Annotated in this window: 16 protein-coding genes; 13 read left to right on the forward strand and 3 right to left on the reverse strand. The window is 48.2% G+C overall.

The genetic code is table 11. The features are described from left to right. Positions 1-64: 64 nt before the first annotated feature. The 9 genes from HMPREF1640_RS02775 (at position 65) to HMPREF1640_RS02815 (ending at position 13,387) form a co-directional block, all read left to right on the forward strand. Positions 65-451, forward strand: coding sequence for a rhodanese-like domain-containing protein (locus HMPREF1640_RS02775; RefSeq protein ID WP_036892160.1), 387 nt, complete (start codon positions 65-67; stop codon positions 449-451). Positions 452-559: 108 nt separating this feature from the next. Beyond that, entirely contained in the window at positions 560-1,477 is a 918-nt protein-coding gene (locus HMPREF1640_RS02780) for a DMT family transporter (RefSeq protein WP_036892212.1), read from the forward strand. A 106-nt stretch (positions 1,478-1,583) separates the two neighbouring features. Next, positions 1,584-2,471 carry a 4-hydroxy-tetrahydrodipicolinate synthase gene (gene dapA / locus HMPREF1640_RS02785; RefSeq protein ID WP_036892214.1) on the forward strand — a complete coding sequence of 296 codons (888 nt, stop codon included), beginning with the start codon at positions 1,584-1,586 and terminating at the stop codon, positions 2,469-2,471. Positions 2,472-2,734: 263 nt separating this feature from the next. Next, positions 2,735-4,492, forward strand: a complete 1,758-nt coding sequence (gene aspS, locus HMPREF1640_RS02790) for an aspartate--tRNA ligase (RefSeq protein ID WP_036892161.1) — start codon at positions 2,735-2,737, stop codon at positions 4,490-4,492. A gap of 290 nt (positions 4,493-4,782) precedes the next feature. After that, entirely contained in the window at positions 4,783-6,519 is a 1,737-nt protein-coding gene (recJ, locus tag HMPREF1640_RS02795) for a single-stranded-DNA-specific exonuclease RecJ (protein ID WP_036892163.1), read from the forward strand. Between the two features lie 14 nt (positions 6,520-6,533). Further along, positions 6,534-8,432: an ATP-dependent DNA helicase RecQ gene (locus HMPREF1640_RS02800; protein ID WP_036892216.1), complete on the forward strand. Its 1,899-nt coding sequence runs from the start codon at positions 6,534-6,536 to the stop codon at positions 8,430-8,432. Between the two features lie 252 nt (positions 8,433-8,684). After that, entirely contained in the window at positions 8,685-10,196 is a 1,512-nt protein-coding gene (locus HMPREF1640_RS02805; protein WP_036892165.1) for a DNA methylase, read from the forward strand. 39 nt (positions 10,197-10,235) lie between these two features. Further along, positions 10,236-10,661: a hypothetical protein gene (locus HMPREF1640_RS02810; protein ID WP_036892167.1), complete on the forward strand. Its 426-nt coding sequence runs from the start codon at positions 10,236-10,238 to the stop codon at positions 10,659-10,661. A 74-nt stretch (positions 10,662-10,735) separates the two neighbouring features. Beyond that, positions 10,736-13,387, forward strand: a complete 2,652-nt coding sequence (locus HMPREF1640_RS02815) for an endonuclease MutS2 (protein WP_036892169.1) — start codon at positions 10,736-10,738, stop codon at positions 13,385-13,387. Positions 13,388-13,402: 15 nt separating this feature from the next. Here HMPREF1640_RS02815 and HMPREF1640_RS02820 read toward each other — a convergent pair whose 3' ends face one another. Next, positions 13,403-13,693 carry a DciA family protein gene (locus HMPREF1640_RS02820; RefSeq protein ID WP_036892171.1) on the reverse strand — a complete coding sequence of 97 codons (291 nt, stop codon included), beginning with the start codon at positions 13,691-13,693 and terminating at the stop codon, positions 13,403-13,405. Beyond that, the gene (locus HMPREF1640_RS02825; RefSeq protein ID WP_036892173.1) at positions 13,680-14,801 is read right to left on the reverse strand and encodes a DNA replication/repair protein RecF; all 1,122 of its coding nucleotides are present in this window, start codon (positions 14,799-14,801) and stop codon (positions 13,680-13,682) included. Before HMPREF1640_RS02825 ends, HMPREF1640_RS02820 begins: the two co-directional genes overlap by 14 nt. A gap of 134 nt (positions 14,802-14,935) precedes the next feature. Here HMPREF1640_RS02825 and HMPREF1640_RS02830 point away from each other — a divergent pair, with 134 nt between their 5' ends. The 4 genes from HMPREF1640_RS02830 to HMPREF1640_RS02845 all read left to right on the forward strand — a co-directional run bounded on the left by HMPREF1640_RS02830 (position 14,936) and on the right by HMPREF1640_RS02845 (position 19,486). Then, on the forward strand, positions 14,936-15,628 hold the full coding sequence (locus tag HMPREF1640_RS02830; protein WP_036892175.1) for a tol-pal system YbgF family protein: 693 nt from the start codon (positions 14,936-14,938) through the stop codon (positions 15,626-15,628). Continuing rightward, positions 15,629-16,105, forward strand: a complete 477-nt coding sequence (ribH, locus tag HMPREF1640_RS02835) for a 6,7-dimethyl-8-ribityllumazine synthase (RefSeq protein WP_036892177.1) — start codon at positions 15,629-15,631, stop codon at positions 16,103-16,105. Between the two features lie 234 nt (positions 16,106-16,339). Then, entirely contained in the window at positions 16,340-16,723 is a 384-nt protein-coding gene (locus HMPREF1640_RS02840; protein ID WP_036892183.1) for a hypothetical protein, read from the forward strand. Between the two features lie 564 nt (positions 16,724-17,287). Continuing rightward, positions 17,288-19,486, forward strand: a complete 2,199-nt coding sequence (locus HMPREF1640_RS02845; RefSeq protein ID WP_036892184.1) for a sodium-translocating pyrophosphatase — start codon at positions 17,288-17,290, stop codon at positions 19,484-19,486. 221 nt (positions 19,487-19,707) lie between these two features. On the opposite strand, the gene HMPREF1640_RS02850 is transcribed toward HMPREF1640_RS02845, so the two are convergent. Next, entirely contained in the window at positions 19,708-20,136 is a 429-nt protein-coding gene (locus HMPREF1640_RS02850; RefSeq protein ID WP_036892185.1) for an Hsp20/alpha crystallin family protein, read from the reverse strand. Positions 20,137-20,169 lie beyond the last annotated feature (33 nt).

Here is a 20,169-nt window from a genome sequence, read left to right on the forward strand (position 1 = left end):
TTTGCAAAGAGTAATGATTATGCACAACCCATCCGTGGCCTAACCCACGGCAAAAAACAAAAACATGAAACACGTGATGATGTCAATCTTGACCGCATTGGGGCTCGGGACAAGTTCTTGCGCCCGGCAAGAAAGCGTCACTTCGGTAGACGCCAACCACTTTGAGAACGCCATTCATGCCAACAGCGTCCAGTTGATCGACGTTCGCTCCGCGAACGAATATGCCGAAGGGCACATAGCCCACGCCGCCAACATCGACGCGCTACAAAACGATTTTCTCGCCAAGGCGCAACGATCACTCAGCAAAAAAAAACCGGCATACGTCTATTGTCGCAGCGGCAAACGCTCGATGATGGCCGCCAACAAGCTCGCCAAGGCTGGCTACAAGGTCATAAACCTCCGAGGCGGCATCCTGGAATGGATGGACGCGGGCAAACCTGTCAATCGATAATCGGCAAGGACCACCCCACCTCAAGTCGCATGGCGCAAGACATTCGCGCGACCGCGCGGCTTGATGGAAAAAACGTCCGGGACCTTGCCACCTAAAAAACAACAAGGCATGTGGTTAATATTGGCTTTTCTCTCAGCGGCACTTTTGGGCTTTTACGACTCGTTCAAGAAAAAATCCCTCACGGACAACGCCGTGATACCCGTGCTCTTTCTCAACACCGTGTTCTCATCTCTTATTTTCTTGCCGTTCATCATTATCTCGATGACGAGCCATCAATTGGACGGAAGCATATACCATGTGCCATGCGTCGGGTGGGAAACGCACAAGTACATCATTTTGAAAAGTGCCATCGTGCTGTCAAGCTGGGCCATGGGCTACATCGGCTTGAAGCACCTGCCGCTCACCATCGTGGGCCCAATCAACGCCACGCGCCCCGTAATGGTGCTTACGGGCGCCCTCTTGGTGTATGGCGAGACACTCAACGGATGGCAGTGGGCAGGCGTGTCATTGGCCGTCATGTCTTTTTTCGCACTCAGCAGATCCGGCAAGCGGGAGGGTATAAACTTCAGGAGCAACCGCTGGATATACTTCGTTGTGCTGGCGGCCATATTGGGAGCCGCCAGCGGACTGTACGACAAATTTCTGATGGCGGCGCCCAAGGATGGCGGCGCGGGCATTGACCACATGGCCGTCCAGTCGTGGTACAACCTCTACCAAATGCTCATGATGCTCATCGCGCTAATCGTGTTTTGGTGGCCCAAACGCCAATCGGACAGCGTTTTCCGTTGGGATTGGAGCATAGTGGGCATTAGCGTGTTTCTATGCGCGGCCGACTTCTTGTATTTTTACGCGCTGAGCCTGCCCGACGCCATGATTTCCGTCGTGTCGATGGCGCGCCGCGGCAGCGTTATCGTGAGCTTCCTGTTTGGCGCCATCGCATTTCGCGAGCGCAACCTCAAGGCCAAAGCCGCCGACTTGGCATTGGTGTTACTGGGCATGCTGTTACTCTACGTAGGCAGCCGATAAATTAATTCGCACTTTGCGCCGCAGTATTTTGCGCATTGAAACTAAAATGTTATCTTTGTAGTTGGATTGCAATATACACCGCATTAACAAAACTAAGCATCGTATCATGGCACAAAATATTTTCAAGGGGTTGGGAATAGCCCTTGTAACCCCTTTCAAGCCCAATGGAGAGGTTGACTATGTCGCTTTGAAAAAACTCGTGGAGTACCAGCTTGACAATGGCGCCGACTTTCTTTGCATACTTGCCACGACCGCTGAGTCACCGTGCTTGACGCGCGAGGAGAAAGACGAGATCACAAAACTCATCAAGGAGTTGGTTCGCGGGCGCGTTCCCATTCTGAAATATTGCGGTGGCAACAACACCGCCGCGGTGATAGACGAAATCAGGCACACGGACTGGGCAGGCATTGACGGCATGCTGAGCATTTGCCCATATTACAACAAACCATCGCAAGAAGGCTTGTTCCAACACTTCAAGGCCATAGCCGCCGTAAGCCCATTGCCCATTGTGCTTTATAACGTTCCAGGCAGGACGGGGGTTAACATGACGTCGGCCACAACGGTAAAGATTGCCAGACATTGTCCCAATATCGTTGGAATAAAAGAAGCCTCGGGAAGATTGGAGCAGGTGGACGAAATAATCAAAGACAAACCTGACAATTTTGACGTCATAAGCGGTGATGACGCGCTTACGTTCCCGATGATAGCCAGTGGCGCCGCCGGTGTCATATCCGTGATTGGCAACGCGCTTCCCAAGCAGTTTTCACGCATGATACGACTTGAGTTCAGAGGTGAATACGAGGCGGCACGCAAGATACACCACATGTTCACAGAGCTGTACAGCCTGCTTTTCGTAGATGGCAACCCAGCGGGCGTCAAGGCGTTGCTCAACGACATGGGGCTCATTGACAACGTGTTGCGCCTGCCATTAGTGCCCACAAAGATAGAGACAAAGGACAAAATGGCCGAAATATTAAAAAGAATGACCATTTGACATAACCCACGCACGCGCTTTCTTCCCACTCGCTCCACATTACGCGCCATTGCGGATGGGAACGGTATGTATTCACGTGTAGCTTGGACGCCCATCGACTCGCCTTGGACCACGCCGGACAGCCTTGACGACCTGTTGCCCGAACTCAAAGGAACAAACGCGAAAAATAAGCGGCATGACCAAGATTGCCATTCGTTTTTTTCTATCTTTCAATAAATTATTGTAATTTTGCGCTATATAAAATCAATCCATATTCATTAGGTATGTATAGAACAAACACTTGTGGAGAACTGCGTTTGACTGACGCCGGCAAGGAAGTGACGCTTGCCGGATGGGTGCAGCGCTCTCGTAAGATGGGCGGCATGACCTTCGTGGACCTTCGCGACCGCTATGGCATCACCCAATTTGTCTTTAACGAGGCAGACGACAAAGGCCTCTGCGACCAAGCCAACAAATTGGGACGCGAATGCTGCGTGCAAATAAAAGGCATCGTTGCCGAGCGACAAAGCAAAAACCCCAAGATGGACACTGGCGACATAGAAATCGTGGCCAAGCGGCTCACCGTGCTCAGCCCTTCGCTCACCCCACCTTTTACCATCGAGGAAAACACCGACGGCGGAGACGACCTGCGCATGAAATACAGATACCTTGACCTGCGAAGGGAGAGCGTGCGCAAAAACTTGGAGTTGCGCCACCGCATGACTATCCTCATCCGCAATTTTCTTGACTCCAAGAAATTCATCGAGGTGGAGACCCCTATCCTCATTGGATCTACGCCAGAGGGCGCACGCGACTTCGTGGTTCCCTCGCGCATGAACCCCGGTCAGTTCTACGCCTTGCCCCAAAGCCCGCAAACATTGAAACAGCTCCTCATGGTGGCCGGTTTTGACAGGTACTTCCAAATAGCCAAGTGTTTTCGCGATGAGGACCTTCGCGCGGACCGACAGCCCGAGTTCACACAGATAGACTGCGAGATGAGCTTTGTTGACCAGGATGACGTGACAGAGCTTTTCGAAGACATGGCGCGCCATCTTTTCAGGGAGATAAGAGGCGTGGAGCTGCCCAAGCTGCAACAGATGACATGGCACGAGGCCATGAAACGCTATGGCTCTGACAAGCCAGACCTTCGTTTTGGGATGGAGTTCGTGGAGCTGAAAGACACCTTCGCGGACAAAGGCGATTTTTCCGTATTCAACAAGGCGGCCTACATTGGCGGCATTCGAGTTGCCGGATGCGCAAGTTACAGCCGCAAACAACTGGACGAGCTTGCCGACTTCGTGAAACGCCCGCAGGTGGGCGCCATGGGGTTGGTTTACATCAAATACAACGCCGACGGCACGGTGAAGAGTTCCATCGACAAGTTTTACGCGCCCGAGACGCTGGCTCATGTCAAAGAGAAAATGGGCGCCAAGGACGGAGACCTCGTCTTGATACTCTCCGGCGACAACGCCAACAAGACACGCACCCAGCTTTGCAGTTTAAGATTGGAGATGGGCGACCGTCTTGGGCTGCGCGACAAGAACGTCTTCAAATGCCTGTGGGTCGTGGACTTCCCCCTATTTGAGTGGAGCGACGAGGAACAACGCCTGATGGCCACGCACCACCCATTCACGATGCCCAACCCCGACGACCTGCCACTACTCGACTCTCACCCGGAGCAAGTTCGCGCCAAGGCTTACGACTTCGTGTGCAACGGCATCGAGGTGGGAGGCGGAAGTATCCGTATCCACGACACCCAGCTGCAAGAAAAAATGTTCGAGGTGCTTGGCTTCACGCGAGAGAGAGCGGAGGCACAGTTTGGATTTTTAATGAACGCATTCAAGTATGGCGCGCCGCCCCATGCCGGATTGGCCTTTGGCTTGGATCGCTTTGTGAGCATATTGGCAGGTCTTGACAGTATTCGCGATTGCATAGCGTTCCCCAAGAACAACAGCGGACGAGATGTCATGCTTGACGCACCATCGTTCATTGACGACAAGCAACTTGATGAGTTGCAAATCAAACTTGACCTAAAATCATGACGATTGTCTTTAATTGAGCTTATACAAAACTCCCGATTATTCTTCATGCAATAATCGGGAGTTTTTTTTGGGAGGTGGTTGTTAAATTCATGGACAGACATAACATTAAAAGAGACATGAAAAAAATTGCCACCTGTTATCCTCTTTTCGTTTTAAGATATATGTTTTTCAGTCGCAAGGCTATGGCGTTTGCACGCAATAGCGACATTGGATATATTACTTTTAACTATTATATCTCCGCTTTTTCAATGTAATTTAGTAACTTTGGAGCAGAATAAAAATAATTTAAAATGCATTTTAAGTGGAAATATGATCCACCTACACAACAAGACATACAACAGGCTAACGAATTAGGCGAGAAGCTTAACATGAACCCCATATTGGCAGGGCTGCTCATTAAGCGTGGCATCACCACCGAAAGCGCGGCAAAACGTTTCTTCAGGCCACAGCTATCCGACCTTATCAACCCTTTTCTGATGAAAGATATGGACGTGGCCGTGGACAGACTGAACGACGCCATGGGGCGTAAAGAGCGTGTCATGGTGTATGGGGACTATGATGTGGATGGATGTACGGCAGTGGCATTGGTCTATAAATTCTTGCAGCAATTCTATTCGAACATAGACTACTACATTCCAAATCGATACGACGAGGGGTATGGCGTGAGCAAGAAAGCCATGGAATTTGCCCATGAAACCGGAGTTAAACTGATAATAATCCTTGACTGTGGCATCAAGGCTATTGAGGAAATAGCTTATGCCAAAAGCCTTGGCATAGATTTTATCATTTGCGATCACCATGTGCCTGACAGTGATATGCCACCGGCGGCTGCCATCCTCAACCCCAAAAGGCCTGACGACCCATACCCTTTCAAGCATCTTTGTGGATGTGGCGTGGGCTTCAAATTCATGCAAGCTTTCGCCAAGAACAATGGCATTCCGTTCTCGCGACTCATCCCCCTGCTCGACTTCTGCGCGGTAAGCATCGCCGCGGACATTGTTCCCGTGGTTGACGAAAATCGCATATTGGCTTTTCACGGATTGAAACAACTCAATCAAAACCCAAGCGTAGGGCTGAAGGCCATTATTGACACGTGCGGCCTTAGCGGCAGGGAAATAGCCATGAGCGACATTATCTTTAAGATAGGGCCACGTATCAACGCCTCGGGACGTGTGGAAAACGGTAAGGAAAGCGTGGACCTGTTAGTGGAAAAAGATCTTGGAGTGGCCTTAAAAGAAGCCAAACGCATCAATGAATACAATGAGCAGCGCAAGGATATAGACAAGCAAATGACCGAGGAGGCTAACCAAATAGTGGCCAGGCTGAAAGATCACAAATATCAATCGAGCATCGTCCTTTATGACGAGCGTTGGAAAAAGGGCGTCATCGGCATCGTAGCCTCACGGCTAACAGAACTTTACTTCCGCCCCACCATAGTGTTGACGCGCGATGGCGACTTGGCCACAGGATCGGCACGGTCCGTGATGGGCTTTGACGTTTACTCCGCCATCAAACATTGCAACGACCTGATGGTCAACTTCGGAGGCCACACTTACGCGGCAGGCTTGACGCTGAGATGGGATGACATTCCACAATTTATCAAGCGTTTCCAACGCTATGTGGAAGAGCACATAGAGCCAGAGCAAATAGAGCCTTGCATAGAAATAGACGCGGTGATAAACTTCAAGGACATATCCAAGCGGTTGCACAATGACCTGAAGCGTTTCTCTCCATTCGGACCAGGCAATCCAAAACCCTTGTTTTGCACGAAAAGCGTATATGATTATGGTACAAGCAAAGTGGTGGGACGAGCGCAAGAGCACATCAAACTTGAATTGGTAGACTCATTGTCACCCACCGTGATGAATGGCATCGCCTTCGGGCAAAGCGCATCGGCTCGATACATCAAATCCAAACGAGCTTTTGACATAGCTTATACCATTGAAGACAACATTTTCAAACATAATCGAGTACAACTGCAAATCGAAGATATCAAGCCAGTGGAAGAAGAGCCTCAATGCCCATAATTGACACGACGAAAATGCAAGATCTGTATCAGGACATTCTAGAGCGGTATTGGGGATATAAAAATTTTCGAGGAATTCAGCGCGAAATTATCGAAAGCATCTGCTCTGGCAAGGACACTTTAGGACTGATGCCAACCGGCGGCGGCAAGTCTATCACTTTCCAAGTGCCAGCATTGGCGCAAGACGGTGTGTGCATTGTAATAACACCTCTTGTCGCCTTGATGAAAGATCAGGTGCAGAGGCTGAGCAAGCAGGGAATTGTAGCCGCGGCGATTTACGCCGGAATGGCTCGATCCGCAATATTGAAGATATTGGAAAACTGTGTCTTGGGGCAAACAAAATTGCTATACATATCGCCAGAGCGCATAGGATCGGCCATGTTCCAAACAAAGCTCAAGCACATGAAAGTGAGCTTTATCACCGTGGATGAAGCGCACTGCATCAGCCAATGGGGATATGATTTTCGTCCGGCATACTTGCAAATAATCGAAATTCGCAAGTTATTACCCGGAGTTCCAGTCCTTGCCCTGACAGCCACGGCAACGCCAAATGTAGTGGAGGACATTCAAGAGCGATTGGCATTTTGCAAAAAAAATGTTTTTCGCATGAGTTTTGAGCGAAAGAATTTGGCATATGTGGTAAGGACGGCAACAGACAAACAAACCGAGTTGGTACATATCTTGTCAAGCGTGCAGGGCAGCGCCATTGTCTATGTGCGCAGCAGGCGTCGAAGCAAAGACGTCTCGGCCATGTTGGAAGAAAATGGAATAGAATCTACCTTTTATCATGCGGGATTGGAATTAGCGACCAAAGATGAGCGACAGAAACAATGGCAAAACAATCAAAAACGCGTGATAGTGGCGACCAACGCTTTCGGAATGGGCATAGACAAGATTGACGTGAGGTTAGTGGTACATTATGACTGCCCTGACTCCATAGAGGCTTACTTTCAAGAAGCGGGACGCGCTGGTCGCGATGGGAAAAAGGCTTATGCGGTGTTGCTGTGGAATAACAGCGATATACGAAAGCTAAACAAACGTATAGACGACAACTTCCCTGACAAAGATTATATCGCCGATGTGTATGAGCACTTGGCCTATTACTATGAAATAGGCGTGGGAAGTGGGAAAGGACACACGTTCACATTCGAGATAGACAAGTTTTCCTATATCTACAAGTATTTTCCGGTAAAGGTGGCCTCGGCCTTGAAGCTACTGCAAAACGCAGGTTATCTTAAGTACGAGACAGATCCTGACGGCAAGGCAAGACTCATGTTCTTGTTGGGAAGAAACGACCTTTACAAACTCAAGGAACTCACTAAACACGAGGAAGCGGTAATAACCTCCGCGCTCCGAAACTATGGAGGGCTGTTCACCGATTACAATTATGTAGACGAGGCTCTTATCGCAATGGACGCGGGGATAGGTAGAGAGTTGACTTACCAAGTGCTGAAAACATTGAGCCGGAAACAAATCATCCATTTCATACCACAAAGCAAAACGCCATTTATAACTTATAGACAAGACCGTGTCGACGCCACCGATGTTGTACTGCCCCCAAATGTGTACGAGGATCGAAAGGAAGATTTTACCCGACGCATAATGAGCATGATAGACTATGCCACCAACGGCTACGTTTGCAGAAGTAGGCAACTGCTGCGTTATTTCGGGGAGACGCGATCAACGGACTGCAAAGTCTGTGACGTTTGTGTATCCTCTGGATTTCATAGCGTTTCTGATTTGGATCTAAGGCGAGTTTGTGATCAGATATTGTCATTGCTCGCTGATAAAGAAAGGCACAGAATTACCGAGCTTAACAAGCTTGTAATACCCAACAAGCAGATGAACTGCGCTCTGGAGTATCTTGCCAATGAAGAGATGATACATATTGATGGACCTTTTATCCATCTATAACATTGTGCGTGTTTTGCATGACCTTGTCAAGGTGACAAAGGTAAGGGCACTGGCTTATGCAATGAAATATTAATCGCCTTGGCAAGCCAAAACTCATTGATAGCACTAACGAGAATCGCTTTGGCCATTCGTTGAGGCGAGTGATCAAAAAGCACGGCGAAAGGATTTTTATCCCTGTTGGCATACAAGTCAGGAATTTTAGCTAAATTTGCATGAGTGAAAAAAATATCCTAAGATATTCCTCAATAGTCGATGACTGAACAACGTGTATATATCGCCATAGACCTGAAGTCGTTTTACGCTTCGGTGGAGTGTGTGGAGAGAGGGCTCGACCCACTTGCCACCAACCTTGTGGTGGCGGATATCGATCGCACGGAGAAAACCATTTGCTTGGCAGTGTCACCATCACTCAAGGCTTACGGCATAAGTGGAAGAGCGCGCCTGTTTGAGGTGGTGCAGAGAGTGCAAGAGGTAAATTATGTTCGGAGACGACATGTGGCTACACATGCACTGGTAGGGAAATCATATTCTGACCCAGAAGTCAAGGCTAATGATAACCTCGCGCTTGATTATATCGTAGCCAAACCACGGATGTCTTTTTACATACAATACAGCGCGCGCATTTACAATGTATATTTGCGATACATAGCGCCAGAAGACATCCATGTGTATTCGATAGATGAGGTATTTTTTGACGCCACCAATTATCTTAAAATCTACAATCTATCAGCTCATCAATTGGCTATGAAAATGGTTCGTGCAGTTTTGCGAGAAACTGGCATCACTGCCACAGCAGGTATCGGCACCAATCTATATTTAGCCAAAATAGCTATGGATATAGTGGCCAAGCATAAGCCGGCAGACAAGGATGGTGTAAGAATAGCGGAGCTGGATGAGCAGTCTTATCGCCGCTTGCTGTGGGACCACAAACCCCTGACAAGCTTTTGGCGTGTAGGACATGGCTTGGCTGCGAAACTGGAGAGTTACGGTATGTACACCATGGGACAAATCGCTCGATGCTCGATAAACAACGAGGAATTGCTATACAAGCTATTTGGCGTTAACGCAGAATTACTCATAGACCATGCTTGGGGATGGGAACCATGCACCATAGAGGCGATAAAATCTTACAGGCCCAAGGAAAACTCGCTTTGCACCGGGCAAGTATTGCAAGAGCCTTATACGTTTAAGAAAGCACGAGTGGTGGCCAAGGAAATGGCTGATAGCATGGCACTCGACCTTGTGGACAAACATCTTGTTACAGACCAAATTGTGGTTACGGTGGGATATGACATAGAAAACCTTACCAATCCATCCATTCAATCCACCTACAATGGCCCTATCACGACAGACGGCTATGGCAGGAGGAAACCCAAGAGTGTGCATGGCTCCGCAAATTTAGGTTTTCATAACTCCTCGTCCAAACTTATCACGTTAGCCGTAATTAAAATATTCGACCAAATAGTGAGTCGCAATCTGCTCATACGCCGCATGAATGTGACTGCCAACCATGTAGTGTCGGAGGATAATGTCCGCCGAGAAACGCACGCTCCAATACAACTGAATTTGTTTACAAACGGTGAATCCCAGAGACGGCAAGAAGCAGAGCGACGCATGACGCTCTCTCGGGAGCGACGTATGCAGCAAACGTTATTAAACATTAAAAAGAAGTTCGGCAAAAACGCTATTCTTAAAGGTATTGACTTCGAAGAAGGAGCCACGACACGCGAGCGCAATATTCAGATAGGCGGACATAGAGCTTAAGCGCCAAGACAACAATGATACAAGACACTTGATATTAATATGAGTTCAGATTACGATGATATTATTCATTTGCCACATCACGTTTCCAAACGTCATCCACGAATGCCAATGCGCAAGCGAGCCGCTCAATTTGCGCCGTTCTCGGCAATAACAGGGCATGCAGAGGCAATAAAAGAAGCTGCGAGAGTTACAGAGATTGAGCCCATCATGTCTGAAGACAGCAACGCAACGCTCAATAAAAAAATGACAACTTTGATGAGAAAGATAGGCCAAAGGCCTGTAGTCAGGATACATTATTTTTGCCCTGACAAGCGCAAAGAGGGCGGCTGCTATTTGCAAGCCGTTGGAATTTTGAAAAAAGTGAATTTTGACGAGCGTTATATAGAAATTGTGACACAGAGTGACCAAATGGCAATATCTTGGCGGTGGATAGTGGATATTCAAGAAGAGGAAGCGAAGTTGTAATGGCAACCGCATTTTATTACCTTTGAAATAAAAACATAGACCCTTTTTGTAAACTGATGTTTTAAAACAAATTTATGATATACCCCAAAAATTTCGAAAACAAATTAGGTTTTGAGGAAATACGTTCCGCTCTTAAGACAGAATGCCTGTCAACCCTGGGTAAAGACATGGTAGACAAGATGGAGTTTACCTCCAATCCCGACCAAGTGAACATATGGATGTCGGAAATACGAGAGATGAGACGTATCATAGAAGAAGAGACAGACTTTCCGTTGGCTTTTTTCTTTGATGTTCGCGAGAGCGTTCGCCGTGTACGTTTAGAGGGTACATGGTTGGAAGAGCAAGAGTTGCACGATATGAAAAGGTCTTTACGCACCATTGACGATTTGGTCAAGTTTTTTTATCGTGGGGATGATACGGAAAACGATGGCTCAAAAGATTCGGGTACAATTGTATCCGATGCCATCGTTATTAAAAAATGGTATTTCCCCTCGCTCCACGACTTGGCGGATGGCGTCGCCACTTTCCCCACTTTGGTACAACAGATAGACCAAATAATTGATAAATTTGGGCACGTTCGCGACAACGCCACGCCCGAGTTACACGATATACGCCGTGAGCTGGCACAAGCAGAAGGCTCCGTTTCTCGAATACTTGCAGGGATATTGCGCTCCGCCCAGAGCGATGGCTTGGTGGACAAGGACACCTCGCCAACAGTGCGCGACGGCCGTTTAGTCATACCCGTGGCCCCAGCTCTTAAACGACGCATACCCGGCATTGTGCACGACGAGAGCTCGACAGGCAAGACTGTCTTCATTGAGCCTTCCGAAGTAGTTGAGGCAAACAATAAAATACGAGAATTAGAACGCAAGGAACGGCAAGAAATCGTGCGCATCCTAACGAAGATGGCGTCGCGTATAAGGCCTCATGTAGCGGAAATTCTCGATTCCTACCAGTTTCTGGGACAAATAGACTTCATCCACTCCAAAGCCAAATTGGCAATCAAGACAAACGCTTTCGAGCCTGTTGTAAAGCGCCGACCGTTTTTAGACCTAATCCAAGCGAGACACCCGCTGCTTGAGGCTCATCTGCGCGAAGGGCAAAAAATAGTCCCGTTAGATGTTCTTTTAACGCCAGAAACGCATATACTAATTATCTCAGGGCCAAACGCTGGGGGAAAGTCGGTTTGCCTGAAAACCGTAGGATTGTTGCAGTACATGTTGCAAATGGGATTGAGCGTTCCCGTGGGCGACAGAAGTAGCTGTGGAGTTTTTAAAGACCTGATGATGGATATAGGTGATGAGCAAAGCCTTGAAAATGACCTAAGCACCTATTCCTCCCATCTGTTAAACATGAAAAACATGATGCGCCAAGCTTCCGTAGACACGCTTATTCTCATAGATGAGTTTGGCACGGGAACGGAACCGCAAATTGGCGGCGCTATAGCCGAAAGCGTGTTGAAACGTTTTTGCGAAAAAGGCGCATGGGCAATCATAACAACCCACTACCAAAATCTCAAGCATTTTGCCGACACCCATAAAGGAGTGACCAATGGCGCCATGCTCTATGATCGACATATGATGCAACCCCTGTTCCAGTTGGCCATAGGAAGACCAGGCAGTTCGTTCGCAATAGATATAGCCCGCAAAATAGGATTGCCCGAAGACGTAATCGCGGACGCCTCCGAGTTGGTAGGGTCCGACTATATTCGCAGTGACAAATATTTGCAAGACATTGTGCGTGACAAACGATATTGGGAGCAAAAACGCCAAACAGTTCATCAATTAGAGAAAGATCTTCAAAAACGCGTTGACGAGTATGAAAACTCAATAACAGAAGTTGACATACAGCGTAAAAACATTATCAACGAGGCCAAGCAAAAAGCTCGCGAACTACTTGAGGAGAGTAATAGAAAGATTGAAAACGTCATTAAAGAGATACGGGAACAACAAGCCGAAAAAGAAGAAACGCGCAAGCTACGCACAGAGCTCAATGAGTTTAGGCAAGATGTAGAACAAGACGAATGGGAAAAAAGCAAAAAGAAACATCCAGGCATACTGAACGAAGAGGATTTTAAAAAGAAAGTAGAGGAAATTAAAGCGCGCAAGCAAAGGAGAGAGGAACGCAAAAAGAGCAAACGAGAAGACGAGGAGAGAGCTGCCCAAACTTTGCGCGCGCTGGCTCCAAAGTCTGCAAAGACCATTAAGCGAGAGCTTGACATAGGTGACGAGGTCAGGATCAAGGGACTGGGAACCAAGGGGCGCATCGTTTCCTTAGAAGGGAAACATGCCGTTGTCGTCATAGGCAACATCAAGACCAACATACCAACCAAGCGCCTTGAGACCATTGGCGACGGCACGGTTAACACACAGCTGACAGCCCCGGGACAAGCGCCTTCGAAAATGGATGAGCTTAAGTCGGGTTTGCAAAAACATGCCATATCTCATGTTACACAAAACACCATCAACGACCACCGCAAGGAATTTACACAAGACATAGATATTAGAGGCATGCGTGGGGACGAGGCCGTCTTGGCTGTACAACGCTTTGTTGACGATGCCATATTGATGGGAGTTTCACGCGTGAGAATACTTCATGGCAAGGGCAATGGCACGCTTCGGCAGATAGTTAGGACTTATTTGTCTTCCGAGCCAGCTGTCGTACATTATGCAGATGAGCACGTGCAATTTGGCGGAGCGGGTATCACGGTGGTTGATTTAGGGTGATTGACAAGCATTACGTCAATACACTCTCACGTCTGTAATGACAGATGTCCCCACCACCTCATTAAGACGCTTGGTTAGTCGCGTGTGCATCATGCTTAAATTTTGCCTTAACGCAGGGTTGGTGACTTTTACAAAAAGCACTTGGTTTTTGATAAATCTTTCGGCCGTGTACCCACTGACACTCTCGCCCACTATCTTGGGCCATGCATCCACCACTCTCATTTGCAGCAAAGGAGTCTCCAGTCCCTCTTTTCGCAAGTAATGTTGAAGAACGTCACCGAGCGATTTCACGTCACGCTTGAACATGGTTCGAACTCCTTTCTGTCACCGCGCCACCTTTAACATCGAACAATTTGTAGTCTTCGTCACTGTGCCTCAAAATTTTATCAAGGTGCTCACGATTGGTGTCGGTAATAAAGATTTGGCCAAAATGATCACCGGAGACCAACTTGACAATTTGCTCCACCCTGCCAGAGTCAAGTTTGTCAAAAATATCATCCAACAATAGCAATGGGGTCGTGTTAGACGCGGTACGCCGTAAAAAATCAAATTGCGCCAATTTAAGAGCCAACACAAAAGTCTTGGTTTGCCCTTGGCTACCCTCTCGTTTCATTGGATAACCATCAATGAGCATCTCCAAGTCATCACGATGAATACCATGCAAACTGTAGCCCACAGCCCTGTCTTTAAAACGATCGCTCTGAATGATATCTATCAATGGGCCTCTCTGGGCATGCGACATATATCGCAGGGAGACCGTCTCGCGCTGTCCGGAGACACGCTGGTAAATATGTTGAAACACTGGCGTCATCTCCGTGACAAACTCCTCCCTTTTCTTAAACACCACATCACCCTGCTCCCCCATTTCTTTTTCCCACAGTTCCAAAAGCGTCGTGTCTGGCTCATTTTCTTGTTTCAACAATGCGTTGCGCTGCTGAAGAGCCTTGTTGTATCTGTTAAGCGCATCTATGTATACATTGTCATATTGGGCAATGACCATATCCATCAATCGGCGTCTCTCATCCCCTCCACCGTCCACAAGCATAGAGTCAGAGGGCGACACGAATATTAAAGGTATAAAGCCAATATGTTGCGACAATTTTTTATATGCCTTCTTGTTACGCCTCACCTGCTTGCTCTTCCCTTTCTTCATACCGGCATAAATGTCTTCTTGGTCGCCATTGCCAGACTCATAAATTCCCTCTATCATAAAAAAATCCTGCCCATGCATAACCACTTGGCTGTCCATGTTGCTAAACCTGCTGTGACAGAAAGAAAGATAGTATATCGCATCAAGAAGATTGGTCTTGCCCTCACCGTTGTTGCCAATAAAACAATTAATGTTAGAAGAGAATGCAAGTTCCGCGGCTCTGATATTCTTATAATTAAGGATGGAAATATTCTTTAAAATCATAGCTTTCGACGCTTTAGAATACAAAGATAGTTCTTTTGAGCCTTAAATTCGAAAAAAAAAACAGAGAAATTTCAGTATATGGGATAAAATGGTTAATTTTGTCACAAGTTATTGTAAATAAATAAACAAAAATAATGGCAAACAACAAAGAGCAAGCAACATACGACGTTGCATCTAAATCCGAGGCTTTCTTCCAAAAATATGGCAAGGCCGTTCTCATCGTTGTAGTAGCGGTGATTATTGTCATCGCAGGTGTTTTCTGCTACAAATCATTTATCAGCGAGCCACGTGAAGAGAAGGCCAACACAGCCATTGCAAGAGGGCAAGACTATTTTAACGCGGACCAGTTTGACAAGGCTCTTAATGGCGACGGCGCGGGCTATGTGGGATTCCTAAATATCGCAAGTGACTATGGCAACACCAACGCCGGGAATTTGGCCAAGCTATATGCCGGCTTGAGCTACGCGAACTTAGGCAAATGGAAAGAGGCCGTGGATTATTTGAAAGACTACTCTCCCGCTGACGACGCCATGGTCAGTCCAGCGGCAATTCAAGCGCTGGGCAACGCTTACGCACACATAGGCGAAATAGACAAGGCCATAGCCAAACTGAAATCTGCCGCGGAGAGAGCTGACAAAAACAGCGGGAATGGGATTAACAACAGCCTCTCGCCAACATTTTTGTTGCAAGCAGGCCAATTGTTGGAATCGCAAAACAAAAAAGAAGAGGCTCTTAAACTCTACGAGAGCGTCAAGTCCAAGTATGTCAACTCAACGCTTGTACAAAGCCAAGAGATTGACAAATACATCGAAAGGGTAAAACAATAAATGGCCACGTCACTCCACAATCTATCCGAATACGATTTTTCCAAGGTGCCAGATGCCAGCAACATGTGCTTTGGCATTGTAGTATCAGAATGGAACTCCAAGGTGACCGGCGCACTTCTTGACGGCGCTGTCAAGACCTTGAAGAAGCATGGCACCCTGCCAGAAAACATACACGTGAAAACCGTGCCTGGCAGTTTCGAGTTGGTATACGGCGCCCAACAAATGTGCAAGAACGATGGATTTGACGCCATCATTATCCTGGGGTGCGTTGTCAGAGGCGATACACCGCATTTTGATTACATATGCGAGGGAGTTACGCACGGCATCTCATATCTCAATGCCAGCCAAAACATACCCGTGATTTTTGGATTGCTTACGACAAACAATTTCGAGCAAGCTGTAGAACGCAGTGGCGGAAAATTTGGCAACAAAGGCGATGAATGCGCAGTGGTAGCCATCAAGATGGCCAAGTTTTAGATTTTGTCGCTTGCCATGCTTGAAAAGGCATGCCAACTCTCTCCCCGACAGCGCGCGAGCGAGCCATGAATGTGATGACAGTACAAGATAAAAAAAAATCTATCGTACTATCATCACATTTTTACATGAGATTAGCTGTTGTCCATCGGGATAGCATGAAAAAAATATCCATGAGCTTATCATAAAATCATTAACAAGGAAGATCACCCAATACATCAAAATAAAATTAATGGTATGAGACTGTACGAACTACTTCACGCGTATGATTTCGATGAAATTATGCCCGTCATTGCCGACATGTTCCCAGGCTCCGGCAAATATCAAGAACAATTGCGAGAAGAATATGACATTCTTGCCTCCATGGAACCTGCGCTGTCTAATAAAGAAATAAAATATAAGCTCATTCCCTCAACCAAGGCAAACGAACAATATATGGGAGCGGAAGACAGCAATTTCGATACGACATGGGAGGCTTGCCTGGGCAAAAATGTGTCGCGCGCCCATGGTGTGGACTTGTCAGACATTGAGTTGCTTGCCAACTGTTTGGTAAATGTTTGCCTGATTGGACATCACCCCCGCGCCTTTGACAATTCATACAGGCTGCTCACAACAAAATAAGGCCACGCGCCGAAGACCCACAGACACGCTTTACGACATGTCGACTTACAATCCTTGGACATAGCGCATGTGGGTGAAACAGCGGCGCGCGTCTCCTGAAGTATCCGCCCATGGACGCGGCCGCTCATCATGCGCTCTTCGCAATTACGCTTGCGCTACTTTTAGAAAAAGATTCGAATTTTCCGAGACCATCCATCGAAGAGGGACGGCACGCTCCCCCTCTTTTCCCCGAAGTTGTCTTTTTCGCTCCTTTGTTTATTTGCCGAAGGCGGATTTCCTAACTGGATTTACCTCTTCATTTTTTGTCTCGAAAACCTTACGCAGAATGACATAAATTCGCGCCGCAAAACGCATGGCGCGAAATGTCCACGGTATTTTATCTCATCATTCTGGCCATCAGAAACCAAATAGCGTTTCATATCGTTAAACAGACACATGAATACGAAACATAAACTCCCAAAAAAATATTTAATATTTAATACATAAAATGTTAGCGCATCGAGAAAATATTATTAAATTTGTCGCTAACTAATAACTATATTAACTTTAAACCTTAACAAGACTATGGAACAAATTCCAATGGTATTTTGGCTCATACCCATCGCCTCGGTGTGCGCTTTATTTATGGCTTGGTTTTTCTTTCGCAGCATGATGAAAGCTGACGAGGGCACGCCTCGTATGATTGAAATTGCCGGCTACATTCGTCGCGGAGCCATGGCATACCTCAAGCAGCAGTACAAGGTAGTGCTGATCGTTTTCATCATCTTGGCGATTATATTCGCCATCATGGCCTATGGCTTCAACGCCCAGAACCCTTGGGTGCCCTTTGCGTTCCTCACGGGTGGTTTCTTTAGTGGCTTGGCCGGCTTCTTTGGGATGAAGACCGCCACCTACGCCAGCGCGCGCACGGCAAACGCCGCGCGACACAGCTTGGACCATGGACTCAAGATCGCGTTCCGCTCTGGCGCCGTAATGGGACTTGTCGTCGTGGGACTCGGATTGTTAGACATCGCGGTATGGTTCTTGGTACTTAACCATTTCTATAATGGCGACAGCTCATCGCTGATCATCGTCACCACGACCATGTTGACATTTGGCATGGGCGCCTCGACGCAGGCTCTCTTCGCCCGCGTGGGCGGTGGCATCTACACCAAAGCGGCCGACGTAGGCGCCGACTTGGTAGGCAAGGTAGAGGCCGACATTCCCGAAGACGACCCACGCAACCCCGCCACCATCGCTGACAACGTGGGCGACAACGTGGGCGACGTGGCCGGCATGGGCGCCGACCTGTACGAAAGCTATTGCGGCTCCATACTGAGCACCGCGGCGCTTGGCGCCACAGCCTTCGCCGCTTCCGCCGGAGACATGCAGATGCGCGCCGTCATCGCGCCCATGTTGATAGCCGCCGTTGGCGTGTTCCTCAGCCTGTTGGGTATCTTTATGGTTCGTACCAAGGAAGGCGCCACGATGAAAGATCTCTTGCGCGCCCTTGGCTTGGGCACCAACACCGCCGCGGTGCTCATCGCGCTTGCCACGTTCGCCATACTGTACCTGCTCCAAATCGAGAATTGGTTAGGCGTGAGCTTCTCCGTTATCAGCGGTTTGCTCGCGGGTGTCATCATCGGCCAATCCACCGAATACTACACCTCGCAGACCTACAAGCCCACCAAGTCCATATCAGAAGCCTCAAAGACCGGAGCGGCCACGGTCATCATCAAGGGTATCGGAACAGGAATGATTTCCACGTGCATACCCGTGCTCACCATCTCGGTGGCTATCATGTTGAGCTATCTCTGTGCCAACGGCTTTGACATGAGCATGAGCGCTCAAAGCATACAGACAGGCTTGTACGGCATTGGCATTGCGGCAGTGGGCATGCTGTCCACGCTTGGCATCACGTTGGCAACCGACGCATACGGTCCTATCGCCGACAACGCTGGAGGTAACGCCGAAATGAGCAACCTCGGCGAGGGGGTGCGAGAACGCACCGACAGCCTTGACGCACTTGGCAACACCACCGCCGCGACAGGCAAAGGCTTCGCCATTGGTTCCGCCGCGCTCACAGCGCTGGCTCTGTTGGCGTCATACATCGAGGAAATCAAAATCGCCATGCACCGAGTTGGCGCTATGATGACCAACTTGGCAGGCGACGCCATCGACGCAAGCAACGCCACCATTCCCGACTTCATGAACTATTTCCAAGTTAACTTGATGAACCCGAAGGTGCTTGTAGGCGCATTTGTAGGCGCCATGGCGGCCTTCTTGTTCTGCGGCCTCACCATGGGCGCCGTGGGACGCGCCGCCGCCAAGATGGTGGAAGAGGTGCGCAGGCAATTCCGCGAGATTAAAGGAATACTCGAGGGTACGGGCACTCCCGACTACGGCAGATGTGTGGAAATCTCCACCTTGAGCGCACAACAAGAGATGATCATTCCCTCCATTCTCGCCATCATCATTCCTATCGTCGTTGGAGTCGTGCTGGGCGTAGCCGGCGTGCTGGGATTGCTGGTAGGCGGTTTGGCGGCAGGCTTCACCTTGGCCGTATTTATGGCCAACGCCGGAGGCTCATGGGACAACGCGAAAAAACATGTGGAAGAAGGCCATTTTGGCGGCAAGGGTTCCGCCTGCCATAAGGCCACCATCGTTGGCGACACCGTCGGCGACCCATTCAAAGACACGTCCGGCCCATCGCTGAATATCCTGATCAAGCTGATGTCAATGGTAAGCATCGTGATGGCAGGTCTCACCGTGGCCATGAGTTGACAATATTGGAGACGTAAATATAACAGCAAAGGCAAAAGACTTATAAAACATGGTCTTTTGCCTTTACTTTTCTCTCACTTTGTCTCGCTCGCCCATCAAATCCCAAATCAAGGCTTAAGGAGAAAAGGCAAAACCTTGAAAAAGATCGCGCCGACAGCAAGAAACAAATTGAAAAAGGCGACCGCCATTGGCAGTCGCCCTTGTCCGTCATGCATGTATCGTTATATCACGTCTATCTTGCGTTGCACTTTAGCCATAGCGCCCTTGCGAGGCAACGTCACGTGCAACACGCCATTTTCCACTTTTGCCTCTATTTTGTCATGCTCCACGTCGTCAGGCAAAATCAACGCCTGGTGATAGCTGCTGTATGAAAACTCACGACGCAAGTAGTGTTCCTCCTTGTTTTCGTCTTTCTTCTCTTCCTTGTGTTCCATTTTGATTTCAAGGCATCCATCCTCAGTGACATTCACGTCGAAATCGTCCTTTTTCATACCTGGAACAGCAATTTCCACATCATATTGTTTTTCGTTTTCCTTAACGTTTATGGCTGGCGTGGTAGCCTTGGGTTTTGACAACCAATTGTCGTTAAAGAAATCACCAAACGAGTTGGCTAACCAGTTGTCTGTTGAACGTAATGTTGGAAACATCATAATCTTTACCTCCTAATTATTGTTTGTTACTAC

This window comes from Prevotella sp. S7-1-8, from assembly GCF_000758925.1.
In the GTDB taxonomy this organism is placed as follows: domain Bacteria; phylum Bacteroidota; class Bacteroidia; order Bacteroidales; family Bacteroidaceae; genus Prevotella.

Coding starts and splice junctions, on each gene's coding strand:
- HMPREF1640_RS02775 (WP_036892160.1), top strand. CDS start 65: ATGAAACACGTGATGATGTCAATCTTGACCGCATTGGGGCTCGGGACA.
- HMPREF1640_RS02780 (WP_036892212.1), top strand. CDS start 560: ATGTGGTTAATATTGGCTTTTCTCTCAGCGGCACTTTTGGGCTTTTAC.
- dapA (WP_036892214.1), top strand. CDS start 1,584: ATGGCACAAAATATTTTCAAGGGGTTGGGAATAGCCCTTGTAACCCCT.
- aspS (WP_036892161.1), top strand. CDS start 2,735: ATGTATAGAACAAACACTTGTGGAGAACTGCGTTTGACTGACGCCGGC.
- recJ (WP_036892163.1), top strand. CDS start 4,783: ATGCATTTTAAGTGGAAATATGATCCACCTACACAACAAGACATACAA.
- HMPREF1640_RS02800 (WP_036892216.1), top strand. CDS start 6,534: ATGCAAGATCTGTATCAGGACATTCTAGAGCGGTATTGGGGATATAAA.
- HMPREF1640_RS02805 (WP_036892165.1), top strand. CDS start 8,685: ATGACTGAACAACGTGTATATATCGCCATAGACCTGAAGTCGTTTTAC.
- HMPREF1640_RS02810 (WP_036892167.1), top strand. CDS start 10,236: ATGAGTTCAGATTACGATGATATTATTCATTTGCCACATCACGTTTCC.
- HMPREF1640_RS02815 (WP_036892169.1), top strand. CDS start 10,736: ATGATATACCCCAAAAATTTCGAAAACAAATTAGGTTTTGAGGAAATA.
- HMPREF1640_RS02820 (WP_036892171.1), bottom strand. CDS start 13,693: ATGTTCAAGCGTGACGTGAAATCGCTCGGTGACGTTCTTCAACATTAC.
- HMPREF1640_RS02825 (WP_036892173.1), bottom strand. CDS start 14,801: ATGATTTTAAAGAATATTTCCATCCTTAATTATAAGAATATCAGAGCC.
- HMPREF1640_RS02830 (WP_036892175.1), top strand. CDS start 14,936: ATGGCAAACAACAAAGAGCAAGCAACATACGACGTTGCATCTAAATCC.
- ribH (WP_036892177.1), top strand. CDS start 15,629: ATGGCCACGTCACTCCACAATCTATCCGAATACGATTTTTCCAAGGTG.
- HMPREF1640_RS02840 (WP_036892183.1), top strand. CDS start 16,340: ATGAGACTGTACGAACTACTTCACGCGTATGATTTCGATGAAATTATG.
- HMPREF1640_RS02845 (WP_036892184.1), top strand. CDS start 17,288: ATGGAACAAATTCCAATGGTATTTTGGCTCATACCCATCGCCTCGGTG.
- HMPREF1640_RS02850 (WP_036892185.1), bottom strand. CDS start 20,136: ATGATGTTTCCAACATTACGTTCAACAGACAACTGGTTAGCCAACTCG.